Consider the following 14,035-nt stretch of genomic DNA (forward strand, 5'->3'; position numbering starts at 1 on the left):
GCGCTAACCATTATAATTATTTTTTTGAGGTGAGGTAAATTGAAAAACGTAAATGTAATTAGTGATAAAAAAACTCAATTGTCTCTGTCGGAACAAAGAAAACAATGGTTTAAAGAATTTATGAAACCGTTTTTAGTTGTTGTGGTGATTTATATTACGATGTACATGATTCGAAATAATTTCAAAGCCGCACAACCGCTGTTAAAAAGCCAATTAGGGCTTACGACAACAGATTTGGGCTATATCGGTTTTGTCTTTTCAATTGTTTATGGCTTTGGTAAATTTATTGTCGGTTATGTTGTTGATGGCAAGAACACGAAGAAAATTTTATCTATCTTGTTGTTATTATCATCACTTACAGTGTTATGCATGGGGATTCTCTTTACTATGAATAATGTTGCAATAGGCTGGATTGTGGTGTTATGGTCACTAAATGGACTTTTCCAATGTGTTGGTGGACCTAGTTGTGCGTCTGTAATTACTCAGTGGACCACTCGAACAAATCGAGGAAGATACATTGGACTCTGGAATGCCTCTCATAATATTGGTGGTAGTTTTGCAGGGATTTTTGCAGTCTGGTGTGCACAAACCTTTTTTAAAGGGCATGTTGCAGGTATGTTTATTATTCCGGCTTTAGTAGCTGCAGTTGTGGCAATCGTTACGTTCTTTATTGGTAAAAATAGACCAGAAGATTTAGGATGGAACTCCAGTGAAGAAATCTTTGGTGAACCTGTTGAAGAGGCAAATGTGGATGCAGAAAACTTAACAAAATGGGAAACATTCAAGAAATACCTATTAACAAATCCGTATATCTGGGTCCTTTGTGTTGCAAACGTATTTGTCTATATCGTTCGAATTGGTATTGATAATTGGGCGCCCTTATACGTGACTGAGCATTTGCATTTTAGTCAAGAAGCAGCAGCTCAGACTATTTTTTATTTTGAAATGGGTGCGCTTGTCGGTTGTCTTGGTTGGGGATATGTTTCTGATTTACTAAAAGGTAGACCTGCTTTAGTTGCAACAATTAGCACGATTCTTTTGCCAATTGGGATTATTGCTTATCAGGTAGGAACGACAGAAATAGTCATTAATGGTGCATTGTTTATTTTAGGAATGATGATTTTTGGTCCCCAACTACTAATTAATCTATCAATGTTAGGATTCGTACCTAAAAAAGCAACAGTAATATCCGGCGGCTTATTAGGAGCATTTGCCTATCTGTTTGGTGATTCAATGGCTAAAATTTTATTAGCTAGAATTTCAGATCCAGCAGCAGATGGAGTGAATTTCTTTGGTCATGTGTTGCATGGATGGAATGATACGTTCATTATCTTCTATATCTCAATTGTTATCATTGCAGTTCTGTTGGGAATTATTGCCTTAGCAGAAGAAAAAAGAAGAAAAAAAGTCAAAGCGTAAAGGTGGAATAAATAGATGAAGGTACAAATTACAAATTTTAGAGATTTAGGTGGTATTAAAAACAGAGAAGGTAAGCAAGTAAAGCCTCGAAAATTATTACGTTCAGGACAATTAGTAGACTTAGACCAAGAAACACAAACAACACTTGTAGATACATTTAATTTGACAAGAATTATTGATTTTAGACGTTCGTTTGAAATTGATGAATCACCTGATACACCACTTGAAAATGTTGAGTATGTTAATTTAGATTTGTTAGGGAAAATGAATGCTAAGAGTTCAAGTTTAGCTGACTTTGCCAAATTAAAATCAATTGAAGCCGTTGATCAACATATGTTAGGGGTTTATGAAGATTTAATTCTCAATCCTGGAGCACAAGAAGGTTTTAAAGAGTTTTTAGATTATATTTTAGAAAATAAGGATGGGGCAACCATTTTTCACTGCTTTGCAGGGAAAGATCGGACAGGTTATGCTTCTGCGTTGTTATTATTGCTCTTAGATGTAGAGAAGGAAGCTATTTATGAAGACTTTTTGATTACAAACTCTGAAAGAAAACAAGCGAACGATGCTTTGCTTCAACAATTTAGAGAGCAAGGATTTGATGAAGCACAGCTAGAATCTCTAGCAACAGCTTTGTATGTAAAAGAAGATTATCTTGACCATGCTTTTCATCTCATTGAGAAAAAATTTGGTACGGCTGAAAAATACGCCGCAGAGTATCTAAACTTTGATTCAGAAAAACTAGCTGAATTAAAAGCTATGTATTTAGTAGAGTAACGAGAGTGTTTGTTTTCCAAGTTCGTTCTTGATATAATAAAAAAAATAATAAAGAACGGACCGTGTGTATGGATAAAGAAAAACAACAACTTAGTATCGAAGTTGCAAGGCTTTACTATCAGTCTTCACTTAGTCAGCAAGAAATTGCCAAAAAATTGAATGTTTCACGTCCAACGATTTCAAGACTGTTGAACTATGCCAAAGAAAGAGGCTACGTTCAAATTACAATTTTTGATCCTTTTTCTGATTTATTTGAGATTGAGCAAAAATTAAAAGAAAAATACCAGTTGACAGATGTTCATGTCGCTTTTTCACCAGATTCTGATTACAATTCAATCTCCGAATATTTAACTTCTTCTGCAGCAGAATATTTAGAAGAAGTTATCAAAAGTGGTGACATTATTGGTATTAGTTGGGGAACCACAATGCATAAAACAGCTGCTAAAATGAATCATCTTGATATAACAGGGGTAGAAGTTGTTCAACTAAAAGGTGGTATTGCTTATTTTGATGTGAATAACTATGCCTTTGAAACGTTGGCGTTGTTTGCTGAAAAATTTAATACTAAAGCTAAAACATTTCCTTTACCAGTGATTTTAGATAGCAAGATTGCCAAAGATTTGGTTGTGGAAGATCGACACATTCGTAAAGTGATGAATCTAGCCAGACAGGCAAATATTGCTGTATTCACTGTTGGAACTGTTCAAAATGAATCGCTTCATTTTCGTTTAGGTTACTTTACAGAAGTAGAGGAGAAAACCTTAAAGGCGAATGCAGTCGGTGATATTTGTTCTCGCTTTTTTGATGAAAATGGACAAATTAGTGACAAGGAAATTGACAGTAGAACAATTGGTATTGAATTAGAAGAACTGAAAAAGAAAGAAAAATCTATTTTAATCGCTGGTGGCGATCGAAAAGTGAAAGCAATTCATGGTGCCTTAGTTGGCGGATATGCGAATGTACTTTTGATTGATAAATTTACAGCGATAGAGTTATTAAATTACAAAGGAAAAAGTGAGTAGAAATTGTTTTCTACTCTTTTATAAAAATCAAGGTTGAACGAAATTTCATCTTATTTGAATTTAATTTCCGAAAAAAGGAGAAAGTTATGAATATAAATAAAAAAATTGATCATACATTATTAAAACCCGAAGCAACGAAAGAAGCAGTATTGGATATTATAAAAGAAGCCAAACAATATGAGTTTGCTTCGGTATGTGTCAATCCTTACTGGGTAGCTTTAGCAAGCAAAGAATTGGCTGAGACATCAGTTGCAGTATGCACAGTGATTGGTTTTCCGTTAGGAGCCAATACCACAGCTGTAAAAGCATTTGAAACAGAAGATGCGATTCAAAATGGCGCTTCAGAAATCGATATGGTTATTAATATCGGCGCATTAAAATCCGGAGATGAAGCATTCGTTTTACAAGATATTCAAAAGGTCGTTGAAGTAGCGAAAGGGAGAGCTTTGGTCAAGGTGATTTTAGAAACCTGTTTATTGACAGAAGAAGAAATCATTCGAGCTTCAAAACTAGCCGTCCAAGCAGGAGCTGATTTTGTTAAGACATCGACAGGTTTTTCAACAGGTGGTGCTACTGTAAAAGATATTGAATTAATGAGAAATACTGTGGGACCTGATATTGGTGTCAAAGCTTCTGGAGGTGTGCGAACCGCAGAAGATGCCCAAGCGATGATTCAAGCGGGTGCTTCAAGAATTGGTGCAAGTTCAAGTGTTGCAATTATTGATGCGAGTATTGAAACTACGACTGAGGATTACTAGAGAAAATAAAGGAGAGATAGTGACTATGAGAATGGTCGATATTATTGAAAAGAAACGAGAAGGCAGAGAGTTGAGTAAGGAAGAGATTCAATTTTTTGTCAACGGCTATACAAATGGTACGATTCCGGATTATCAAGCAAGTGCTTTTCTAATGGCGATTTACTTTCAAGATATGACAGATGAAGAACGGGCAAATTTAACATTAGCGATGGTTGATTCTGGTGATGTCATTGACTTATCAAACATTGAAGGAACTAAAGTTGATAAACATTCAACTGGTGGAGTAGGCGATACAACCACATTGGTTTTAGCACCATTAATAGCGGCACTAGATATTCCTTTTGCCAAAATGTCAGGTCGTGGGTTAGGACATACAGGTGGGACAATCGATAAATTAGAAGCATTCACTGGTTTTCATGTAGAATTGACTGATCAAGAATTCACTGAAATGGTTAATCGAGATAAAATTTCAGTGATTGGACAATCTGGCAATCTCACACCGGCAGATAAGAAATTATATGCTTTGCGAGATGTTACGGCAACAGTTAGCTCGATTCCATTGATTGCGAGTTCAATTATGAGTAAGAAAATTGCGGCTGGAGCAGATGCTATTGTGCTAGATGTCAAAACGGGTGCCGGTGCTTTTATGAAAACTGAAGAAGAAGCCGCTGAGCTAGCTTCGGCAATGGTGCGAATTGGACAATTAGTTGGTAGAAATACAATGGCAATTATTTCTGATATGTCACAACCATTAGGTAACGCGATTGGTAATTCTTTAGAAGTACAGGAAGCTATTGAAACATTACAAGGCAATGGTCCAGAAGATTTAACAGAATTAGTATTAACTTTAGGAAGCCAGATGGTGGTTCTTGCTGAGAAAACAGATTCTTTAGAGGAAGCAAGAGAGAGGTTGAAAGCAGTTATTGAAGATGGTTCAGCACTTGGCAAATTTAAACAGTTTATTCAAAATCAAGGAGGAAATCCCGAATGGGTTGAAAAGCCTGAATTGTTACCACAAGCAAAGTATAAATTTGATGTGTTGGCTGATGAGGATGGATTTGTTACTGAGATGGTAGCTGATACTATTGGAGTAGCTGCTATGAAACTTGGTGCTGGTCGGGAAACAAAGGAAGATAGTATTGATTTAGCAGTCGGCTTCATTTTGCGTAAAAAAGTAGGCGATTCAGTTAAAAAAGGGGAATCATTAGTCACCATTTTTGCTAATCAAGAAGATGTTGCTGATATTGAAGCTATGCTTAAAGAAAATATCTGTATTGGTAAGGACATTCCTGAAACTAAATTGATTTATAGAGAAATTCATTCTTAAGATAGTAAATCTAATCAGTAATTAAAAACTTAGAAAGAAAGAGACACGAAAAAAATCTTTTCGTGTCTCTTTTTGCATATATAAAAATTGCTAGATACGTAATTCAATTAATCATCGTAACTTACTTTCCCACTAAACCATATAACAATAAATCATACAATTCTTTTAAAGTTTGTTTATTTTCAGTTTTGACTAAATCGGGATCTTTGAGGATAGTTTGATACATTTTTAAGTAAAGCATTAACGTTTTTGGTGAAATATCGTGTTTGATGAAACCTTCGGCCTGTCCTTTTTGAATAAATATTTCCAATAAGCGAGGGTACTCAACTTCAAATACATGTTGAATGAATTTATTGGTATCTCCACTTTCATTTAGGAAGATTTCCAAGAGTACCAAATTTTCTGGCGTTAAAAATAAATCTTGATTGACAATAGCCTGTTCTAACAATTGATCGAAAGGAAGTTCGCTGTTCCAGAGCTTCTTTTTTTCTGTCAACGAGGTATCAATGACGGTTTTGGCAACTGCCAGAATCAGCCCTTCTTTTGTTTCAAAATAGTTATATACGGTAGCAGGAGCAACATTTGCTTTATTTGCTATTTCAGTAATGGTCGTTTTTTCGAGTCCTTGTGTGACAAATAATTGTTTGGCAGCATCAATGATTTTCGACATTTTTAATTGTGTTCTTTTTTCATATCCGTTCATTGTCTGTCCTCCTTCATTCTGTTTTCATTATAACGAAAGTTTTAGAGTTGGTAAATTATATTACTCTAAAATAATTGACTTAAATGACTCGTTTTGATATTTTAGAGTACGAAGGATGTTTAACTCTAAAACAAAAGGAGGAAGATGAAATGAATATAGTCGAAAGCAAAAGCATGACAAAAAAGTTTGGAAATTTTGACGCGTTAAGGAATATCAATTTGATTGTAAAAAAAGGGCAGGTACATGGTTTTATTGGTCCAAATGGTGCCGGAAAGTCAACGACTATTCGCATTTTATTGGGATTATTAAAGAAAACTTCGGGTGACGTCTCTGTATTAAATCAGGATCCATGGACTGATTCAGTCGCTATTCATTCAAATTTAGTTTATGTTCCAGGGGATGTGAGTTTGTGGCCAGATCTAACCGGTGGAGAAATTATTGATTTTTTAGGACGGTTGCACGGAAAACAAAATGAGCAGAGAAAAGCAGAATTGATAGCAAAATTTCAACTAGATCCAAAGAAAAAAGCAGCAACTTATTCAAAAGGTAATCGTCAAAAAGTAGCGTTGATAGCGGCATTAGCTTGTGATGTAGAGCTATATCTTTTCGATGAACCAACATCAGGATTGGATCCTTTGATGGAGACGATTTTTCAAGAATGTGTATTGGAACTCAAACAAGCTGGAAAAACAATTTTTTTATCTAGCCATATTCTTTCGGAAGTAGAAGCCCTATGTGATTATGTCAGTATTATTAGACAAGGAGAAATTGTGGAAAGTGGTACGTTAGAAGAGTTACGTCATCTCACACGCACAACATTAACTGTTAAAACTGATGATGATTTGACTGCTATCAGTGAGCTCGCTGGCGTTTATGATTTTGTTTCTACCGCTCAGCAATATCGTTTTTCAGTAGAAACAACAGCTCTTAATACTGTTATTCAAGAATTATCGACCATTACACTTCAATCATTAACAGCTGAACCGCCTAGTTTAGAAGAACTGTTTATGCGCCATTACGATTTGCAGAAGGAGGAGTAATGAGAATGAGACAATATTTTGCTGGAGTGAAGGCATTCATCTTTTTATTTTTAAAAAGAGATCGTTGGTTCATGCTCCTTTGGATTTTTCTACCTATTCTAATCTTAATTGGTCATGCGTTTACTTTTGTTTCATTGACACAAGGGAGGGAATTGGTAACAGTTATTGCAGAATTCAATCAAGATGCGTTGATTGGGGCAGTCCATGGACCGATTTTGTCCACAGATTTAGTTGGTGCAACTTTATGGCGTTCCATTTCTTTTATTACTTTGATAATGGGAATGGGAGCAATTTTTACTGTAATCAAACATACGCGAATGGATGAGGAGACTGGACGTACTGAATTTATTCATTCATTAGTTGTCGGAAAATACGCAAATATAACGGCAGCATTTTTTGTAGCTATTATCTCTATTGTATTTTCTAGTTTGCTTGTAAGTGTTGGGATGGTTGTACTGGGGAGTTCATTATATGAAGCGGCCGTGTTTTATCTAACCTTGCTTTTTGCAGGTATATTTTACACAGGGATGGGGCTAATTGCTTGTCAATTAAAGAATACTAGTTTAGGCGCCAGAAATATTAGTTTGTTATTTTTAGGGGGCAGTTTGTTACTAAATATTTTGAATAATTTTGGAGGTAGCAATTTATTCATTAAATGGTTATCACCGATTTCGTGGACTCGAATTACGGAACCCTTCTCAAATACAAATATCTTAGGTTTGCTCTTAATCGCTCTGCTATCTGTTTTTCTAAATGGGCTTGCTTATTATTTATCTTCAAAAAGAGATATTGGACGAGCGTTTTTTACAGAGCAAATTGGATCAGCGAATGCTAAATCATCTTTAAGAACGCCAACTGCATTAGCATGGCGCTTGCATCGAGGTCTGTTTTATGGATGGTGTATGGTGATTATTCTTTATATCACTGCTTTTTCGGCAGTTTCTCCTACTATTTCGGGAGAGATTAATTCATTATTCAAAGAATTAGCTGGGCAAAATTGGCTAGATAAAATTCCAGTCAATTTGTTATTTATTAGTATTGGTATCTATATTATGTCCCTGTTCATCAGCTTATATGCCTTACTGATAATGACTAGCTTGAAAAAAGAAGAGATAGCTGGTCGAAACGAAATGATTTTAGACAAGAAAACTAGTAAAAATAAGTATATGTTTAGTCTAATCTGGTTAGCATTAATAGAATCAGCTGGTTTATTAATTTTAATGGGAGTAGTAGGTGCTGGTATTTATTGTTTGGTTGTCGGGCAATGGGATGGGGCTTTTCTACAAATTTGCCTAATGAGCATCAGTAAGATTCCAGCAGTTTGGTTAATCATTGGCATCTTTAGTTTTTTATATGGTTATTTCCCAAAATTAACGTTATTGTGTTGGTTTGTTTGGGGCCTGTTCAGTGCGTTAGAGGTTGCTTGGGAAGGAAATTTAATTGATTGGTCAATCATGCAATTTTCACCGTTTGCGCCAGTTCATTACACAATTCCAATGGAAGATATTTCCATTTTAGGACTTATAATGTTAGTCGTATTGACCATGATTTTAATTGTTATCGGCGTAAGAGGTTATCAGAAACGAGATGTACAGACAAAAGCATAGGTGTAAAAGTATCAGGGAAACCAATTATAGTTGGTTTCCCTGATACTTTTTAAAGGAACAATAGATTCTCAAAATCTTGAATTAAAATTCGTTTATTGCTGAGTTTCTTAATCAAGCCTTGGTTTTCAAATAGTCGAAGTGTGCGGCTTAGTGTTTCTGGTGTTGTTCCTAGGTAGGAAGCTAAATCTTTTTTTGACATTGGTAATTCGACTTCTTGATTTTCATGCTCGACTAATTCGACTAAAAAAAGTGCAAGCCTTGTTTCAACTTTTTCAGTAGAAACTAATGTTGTTTGTTTTTCAGTTTGTTTTAATCGTTGGGCAAATTCCTCCATAATTTTGAAAGAAATAGCAGGATATTTTGTTAATAAGTCTAATAAGGATTGTCTATTTAAAATACAAATTGAAGTATCTTTCATAGCTTGGGCAAACGATTCATGTACAGTTGTTTGGAAGAGTGTCATCTCACCAGTAAAATCTCCAGGTTTTAAGAAGCGGAATAATTGTTCTTTGCCGGACTCTGTGAGTTGATAAATTCGAACCAAACCTTGATTAACAATGTAAAGAGAATCTGATGTTTCCTCAGGAGAATAGAGATATTCTCCTTTTCTATACCTTTTATGGAAAGTAACTTGCGCAACCTCGGCCATCTGTTCTGCTGTTAGATGATTAAAAATAGGGACCAGCGAAATACAATTTGAAGCCAAAGCTGAAGTGTGTGAACAGGTTGAAAGGGTCATATGATTGTCCTCCTTGTTTACATTATGAAGAAAGGGTTTGTTGATACATATCATCTAATTGAGACAATAATTGATAAGTTGCTGCGAAGGTTTCACAGCCATCAGATGGGACTTCATAATGGTTTGTGATGGTTCTTAATTGTTTAAAATCTTCTTCTAAAGCTATTGTATCATGTGGGCTTTTTTTAATCTTTTCTTTTAATGATAGAAATAACTCACGCACGTCAAAGACTTCAGTATGGCGTTTGCCGTGTGCACGAGTAATGGCAGCTGTAAATAGCTCTAAATCAGGTAAGTTTTTGGTAAAACTATCTTTAAAATCTTTTTGTAGTGGTGTCAATTGTATTCCTTCTTTCTTAATCAAGTACTTTCGCGCTCAAAACATCATAACCTAATGTTTCAATTGTTTGTTGAAGTTGTTGCAGTGAAGTTTCTTCAGAATTGAACTTTCCTTTTACTTTACTGGCATTGAATAATACTTTGATACTTGCTGAATCAACACCAGGTGTTTGTTTCAGTGCTCGTTCAATTTTTTGCATGCAAGAGGGACAAGTGAGCGTTTCTAATTGTAGAATCATTTTTTTCATGATTATTTCTCCTTTATATATTTTTCTTTCTATATTTAACCATACAGATTTTTCTTGGATAAAAACTTGATGATTCTCAAGTTTTTGCAATTTTTTTGTTTGAGTGTAACAGGCGAAGTCCATTTAAAATAACAACTAAAATACTTGCTTCATGAACAAACATACCAATTGACATATTCATCCATGTGCTTAAGAAGAGACTAAATAGTAAAAACAATACTACACCCACAGCAATCGTAATATTTTGCTTCATGTTTCGAACAGTTGCTTTAGCTAGCGTCAATGCATAAGATAGATGAGCAAAGTCCGAATAAATTAAGACGATATCAGAGGTTTCGATAGCGACATCTGTTCCACTTCCCATAGCAATTCCGATATTTGCAACCGCGAGTGAAGGGCTATCGTTGATTCCATCGCCTACAAAAGCAACTGTTTGACCCTCTTTTTGTAGTTGTTTAATAAAATTTGATTTATCTTCTGGTAACATATTGCCGTAAGCTTGTGTGAGACCAAGTTCTTTTGCAATAAAATCGACGGTTCCTTGATTGTCTCCGGAAAGCATCACAAGATTTTTAACACCTGCTTGCTGTAACTTGTCTAAATTAGTTTTAACTTCTGGACGAATTTGATCACGAATTCCGAGAATTATTTTTAAAACATGATCAACAGCTACTAAAACTAAAGAGTTTCCGCGTAATTCCATCATTTTTACAGTGGATTGTTGGGTGGGTGTCAGCAAAATTTGTTCCTTTTCCATTAAATGTAAATTTCCAACTACGAGATGATGACCATCAACTTTAGCGATAATGCCACCAGTAGTAACGTGTGTCTCTGATACCGGATAAATAGTTGTTTCTCCAATCATTTCCAGAATCGCTGTTGCTAGGGGATGGTCAGATTCTTGTTCAATACTAGCTAAGTAACTAAGCTCTTGTCTTCCTGATGAATGAAAATATTCTTGTTCGATTACTTTAGGCATACCCAAGGTTAGTGTGCCAGTTTTGTCGAAAACCATGGTTGATATTTTACTAAAGTGATGAATTGTTTCACTTCCTTTTAACAAAATACCATTTTTCGCCCCTTTTCCAATACCAGCAACATTCGAAACGGGCACACCAATGACGAGTGCACCGGGACATCCTAAGACTAGAACAGTAATAGTTAATTCAATATTTTGACTAACGAACCAAACAATACCAGCTAAAAGTAATACAGCAGGAGTATAATATTTTGAAAATTGATCAATAAATCGCTCAGCAGCCGATTTAGACTCTTGAGCTTCTTCGACTAATTCAATAATTTTGCCAAAAACAGTATCTTCTCCTACTTGTTTTGCTTGAATTTGGATAGTGCCATTATCTAATAGCGTACCTGCAAATACATCAGAATGAAGTGTTTTGTGAACAGGTGTCGATTCGCCTGTAATACTGGCTTCATTAACAGTTCCTTGGCCAAAGATGATTTCTCCATCTACAGGAATTTTCCCACCAGTTTTGACTAGCAATACATCATTCTTTTCAACAGAATCAATACCAACTTCTTCAAAAACATGATTATTATTTTGCTTCCATGCTGTTTCAGGAGCCATTTGTACTAACTCTTTAATAGCTGTACGTGTCTTATTTAATGTACGTTGTTCTAAAAAAGAGCCAAATAAAAATAGAAACGTAACAATTGCTGCTTCTTCATAATTTTTAATTATAAATGCACCGATAACAGCTATTGTGACCAGTAAATCTATACTGATAATCCGTAATTTAAGAGCTTGATATGCTTGTATGGCGATTGGTAACACACCAAGAACAGAAGCAATAATCAAGAAAGTAGCAAATAACAATTGATTATGCAGTAGAAAGTGATTAAAGAAACTGATTAAAATAAAGCTACCATTAATCCACATCAAGTGGTTTTTATGTTTCAACAAAGTTTGTTGCATATTTTTTCCCCTCCTTATATGTTCATGATAGACAAAAAGCTAGGGTAAATACTTGATAGACATCAATTCTAGATAATAAATATTTAGCGTTTTCTTGAGTGCTGTAAACTTGGATGAGCTGTATTGATTTTTTTGTAAGGATATTTTTCAATCGATTACTGAAACCACTAGTCAAAAAATGATTTGTCAAAAGATGAATGGGATTTTTAAGATAGAAGAGTGAAACAATATGTGGGTAACACAACGAGCATGTGTCTAAGCATTATTGATTATAGAAGGAAAAATGGTTTGGTCGGGGAGTAGATATCTTATAATCATAATAGAAAAAAGCTAATAGTTATAATGTAAGCCCCAAAAGTTAGACTTTGGTCTAACTTTTGGGGCTCAGCACACTTGTTAGCTTTTTTTAATGTAAAGGATACATATATTTATTCATTCATTCACTTCATGGTATTCAATGGTTTCTTTCTTACTAGAAGATAAAATTAAATTGGTAGAAGGTGTGCCAAATGCCATAGAAGCATCGATAAATTTTTCCAGATCTTCGACAGAGTGTGTGGCAATTTTTGCAATATAACTCACTTCACCTGCAACTCGATAACATTCCAAGACGTCAGGATGTTCTTTACAAAATTTGTATAGACCATGACAATCTTTTGATTTGAATAGGACCATAGCTGTAATTTCTCGATTCATCTTTTTTAGAGAAACTGTTGTCGAATAGCCTTCAATGAAACCTGATTCTTCTAATTTTCTTACTCTTTCAATGACTGACGGCGCTGCCATATGAACTTTTTCTGCTAATTCTTTCATAGATATTCGGGCATTTTTTTGTAAGATATGAATGATTTGTTTGTTAATTTTGTCCAAAGTAAGCACATCCTTTTTTTAATAGGAATAATACGCTAATTTTCTAATTATTAAAAGAATAAGGTGCTTTTTTACTTTTTTATCTTCTTACGTTTTGGAAAATGTTTGAATAAAATAGAAGTACTTCAGCACAAATTTAGAAAGAGGAAAGATAGGATGAATAATAACGCGTTGTTAATTATCGATGTACAAGAAGCATTCAACAATGAAAAGTGGGGAAGACGAAATAATCCACAAGCAGAAGAAAAGATGAAACTTGTCTTGGAACAGTGTCGGTCTAAAAATTGGTGTATCATTCATATTCAGCATATTTCTCAGAATCCAGATTCTGTATTTTATAAGCATAGCGCAAGCGTTCAATTTAAAAAAGAAATGGCTCCGCTTCCTACAGAAAAAGTGATTCAAAAAACAGTAAATAGTGCCTTTATCGGAACGGATTTAGAGCAGTGTTTAAAAGCTGAGAACATTTGTCAACTCACTATTATGGGATTGACGACACCACATTGCGTTTCTACGACGGCCAGAATGAGTGGGAATTTGGGCTATCGTACGTATTTATTATCAGATGCAACAGCAGCCTTTGGTCTATATGATGAGAATGGCTTATTCATAGAGGCTGAAACAGTTCATCGGATTTCTCTTGCCACCATACATGATGAATTTGCGACCGTTCTTGATACGAGAGAATTTTTAAAGTCTTTTTAAAACAAATAGACATGTTAGGAATAATATTTGGATAGAAATTTTTAGGATTGTTTAGTGTAAAACAGGAAAAATTAAATTACAATGTACTTGAAACAAATGGAAAATTTTCTTGTTTGATTTGTTATCTTTATATCTTCTTTTTTTAAGTGTTTTTTCTAATTTAAAAAGCTTAAAAAACGTTTTCTATTTAATGATCCTAAATATAAATATTTTTTATTTAAGTTATTTTAATGTGTTTTATTTACTTAATTAATATCAATTATATTGTTTGTTTTTCGTTATTTAAATGAAATCAGTATATTTATTTGTATTTAAAAATTGATGGATAGGATAACTTTTATATATTTTGCTATTAAATATTTGTCTTGAAAATTTCACAAGCAAATGCTCTGCTTAATTTTATTTTATGTGATATAAAGAATAACGGTAATAAACCAAATGAATGAGTAAGGAGGATATACATGATTACAGAAAAGGAGGAAACCTTAGATGGCTGGTATTGCTTGCATCTGATTTTTCAAATGGATTGGTCAGCTTGGCAAAAA

Annotated in this window: 14 protein-coding genes; 8 read left to right on the forward strand and 6 right to left on the reverse strand. The window is 34.4% G+C overall.

Annotated features, from left to right (window positions below; translation table 11 throughout):
* Positions 1-39 precede the first annotated feature (39 nt).
* From uhpT to BAU17_RS03875, 5 genes are all read left to right on the forward strand, one after another.
* Positions 40-1,419, forward strand: coding sequence for a hexose-6-phosphate:phosphate antiporter (gene uhpT / locus BAU17_RS03855; protein ID WP_161901504.1), 1,380 nt, complete (start codon positions 40-42; stop codon positions 1,417-1,419).
* 15 nt (positions 1,420-1,434) lie between these two features.
* Positions 1,435-2,196, forward strand: coding sequence for a tyrosine-protein phosphatase (locus tag BAU17_RS03860; RefSeq protein ID WP_161901505.1), 762 nt, complete (start codon positions 1,435-1,437; stop codon positions 2,194-2,196).
* Between the two features lie 68 nt (positions 2,197-2,264).
* Entirely contained in the window at positions 2,265-3,218 is a 954-nt protein-coding gene (locus BAU17_RS03865) for a sugar-binding transcriptional regulator (RefSeq protein WP_161901506.1), read from the forward strand.
* 86 nt (positions 3,219-3,304) lie between these two features.
* Positions 3,305-3,976 carry a deoxyribose-phosphate aldolase gene (gene deoC, locus BAU17_RS03870; protein WP_161901507.1) on the forward strand — a complete coding sequence of 224 codons (672 nt, stop codon included), beginning with the start codon at positions 3,305-3,307 and terminating at the stop codon, positions 3,974-3,976.
* 25 nt (positions 3,977-4,001) lie between these two features.
* Positions 4,002-5,303 carry a pyrimidine-nucleoside phosphorylase gene (locus BAU17_RS03875; RefSeq protein ID WP_161901508.1) on the forward strand — a complete coding sequence of 434 codons (1,302 nt, stop codon included), beginning with the start codon at positions 4,002-4,004 and terminating at the stop codon, positions 5,301-5,303.
* A gap of 121 nt (positions 5,304-5,424) precedes the next feature.
* Here the strand turns inward: BAU17_RS03875 and BAU17_RS03880 are convergent, their stop codons facing one another.
* Positions 5,425-6,006, reverse strand: a complete 582-nt coding sequence (locus tag BAU17_RS03880; RefSeq protein ID WP_161901509.1) for a TetR/AcrR family transcriptional regulator — start codon at positions 6,004-6,006, stop codon at positions 5,425-5,427.
* A gap of 149 nt (positions 6,007-6,155) precedes the next feature.
* Here BAU17_RS03880 and BAU17_RS03885 point away from each other — a divergent pair, with 149 nt between their 5' ends.
* The gene (locus tag BAU17_RS03885) at positions 6,156-7,046 is read left to right on the forward strand and encodes an ABC transporter ATP-binding protein (RefSeq protein WP_161901510.1); all 891 of its coding nucleotides are present in this window, start codon (positions 6,156-6,158) and stop codon (positions 7,044-7,046) included.
* A 5-nt stretch (positions 7,047-7,051) separates the two neighbouring features.
* A complete protein-coding gene (locus tag BAU17_RS03890; protein ID WP_161901511.1) occupies positions 7,052-8,653 on the forward strand; it encodes an ABC transporter permease in 1,602 nt (533 codons plus the stop codon).
* 49 nt (positions 8,654-8,702) lie between these two features.
* On the opposite strand, the gene BAU17_RS03895 is transcribed toward BAU17_RS03890, so the two are convergent.
* The 5 genes from BAU17_RS03895 to BAU17_RS03915 all read right to left on the reverse strand — a co-directional run bounded on the left by BAU17_RS03895 (position 8,703) and on the right by BAU17_RS03915 (position 12,785).
* A complete protein-coding gene (locus BAU17_RS03895; protein ID WP_161901512.1) occupies positions 8,703-9,392 on the reverse strand; it encodes a Crp/Fnr family transcriptional regulator in 690 nt (229 codons plus the stop codon).
* A gap of 22 nt (positions 9,393-9,414) precedes the next feature.
* Positions 9,415-9,732 (reverse strand): iron-sulfur cluster repair di-iron protein, ric, encoded by a 318-nt coding sequence (locus BAU17_RS03900; RefSeq protein ID WP_161901513.1) that lies wholly within the window; start codon positions 9,730-9,732, stop codon positions 9,415-9,417.
* A 16-nt stretch (positions 9,733-9,748) separates the two neighbouring features.
* Complete coding sequence (locus BAU17_RS03905) at positions 9,749-9,979, reverse strand: heavy-metal-associated domain-containing protein (protein ID WP_161901514.1); 231 nt, start codon at positions 9,977-9,979, stop codon at positions 9,749-9,751.
* A 76-nt stretch (positions 9,980-10,055) separates the two neighbouring features.
* Positions 10,056-11,915, reverse strand: coding sequence for a heavy metal translocating P-type ATPase (locus BAU17_RS03910; RefSeq protein ID WP_161901515.1), 1,860 nt, complete (start codon positions 11,913-11,915; stop codon positions 10,056-10,058).
* A 432-nt stretch (positions 11,916-12,347) separates the two neighbouring features.
* Positions 12,348-12,785 (reverse strand): Lrp/AsnC family transcriptional regulator, encoded by a 438-nt coding sequence (locus tag BAU17_RS03915; RefSeq protein ID WP_161901516.1) that lies wholly within the window; start codon positions 12,783-12,785, stop codon positions 12,348-12,350.
* Positions 12,786-12,941: 156 nt separating this feature from the next.
* Between BAU17_RS03915 and BAU17_RS03920 the strand changes: the two genes are divergently transcribed.
* Positions 12,942-13,490, forward strand: a complete 549-nt coding sequence (locus BAU17_RS03920) for a cysteine hydrolase family protein (protein ID WP_161901517.1) — start codon at positions 12,942-12,944, stop codon at positions 13,488-13,490.
* Positions 13,491-14,035: the final 545 nt, after the last annotated feature.

The organism is Candidatus Enterococcus willemsii, assembly GCF_009933335.1.
Taxonomy (GTDB): Bacteria; Bacillota; Bacilli; order Lactobacillales; family Enterococcaceae; genus Enterococcus_F; species Enterococcus_F willemsii.

Coding starts and splice junctions, on each gene's coding strand:
- BAU17_RS03885 (WP_161901510.1), top strand. CDS start 6,156: ATGAATATAGTCGAAAGCAAAAGCATGACAAAAAAGTTTGGAAATTTT.
- BAU17_RS03865 (WP_161901506.1), top strand. CDS start 2,265: ATGGATAAAGAAAAACAACAACTTAGTATCGAAGTTGCAAGGCTTTAC.
- BAU17_RS03875 (WP_161901508.1), top strand. CDS start 4,002: ATGAGAATGGTCGATATTATTGAAAAGAAACGAGAAGGCAGAGAGTTG.
- BAU17_RS03880 (WP_161901509.1), bottom strand. CDS start 6,006: ATGAACGGATATGAAAAAAGAACACAATTAAAAATGTCGAAAATCATT.
- BAU17_RS03910 (WP_161901515.1), bottom strand. CDS start 11,915: ATGCAACAAACTTTGTTGAAACATAAAAACCACTTGATGTGGATTAAT.
- BAU17_RS03920 (WP_161901517.1), top strand. CDS start 12,942: ATGAATAATAACGCGTTGTTAATTATCGATGTACAAGAAGCATTCAAC.
- BAU17_RS03890 (WP_161901511.1), top strand. CDS start 7,052: ATGAGACAATATTTTGCTGGAGTGAAGGCATTCATCTTTTTATTTTTA.
- BAU17_RS03860 (WP_161901505.1), top strand. CDS start 1,435: ATGAAGGTACAAATTACAAATTTTAGAGATTTAGGTGGTATTAAAAAC.
- BAU17_RS03905 (WP_161901514.1), bottom strand. CDS start 9,979: ATGAAAAAAATGATTCTACAATTAGAAACGCTCACTTGTCCCTCTTGC.
- deoC (WP_161901507.1), top strand. CDS start 3,305: ATGAATATAAATAAAAAAATTGATCATACATTATTAAAACCCGAAGCA.
- BAU17_RS03895 (WP_161901512.1), bottom strand. CDS start 9,392: ATGACCCTTTCAACCTGTTCACACACTTCAGCTTTGGCTTCAAATTGT.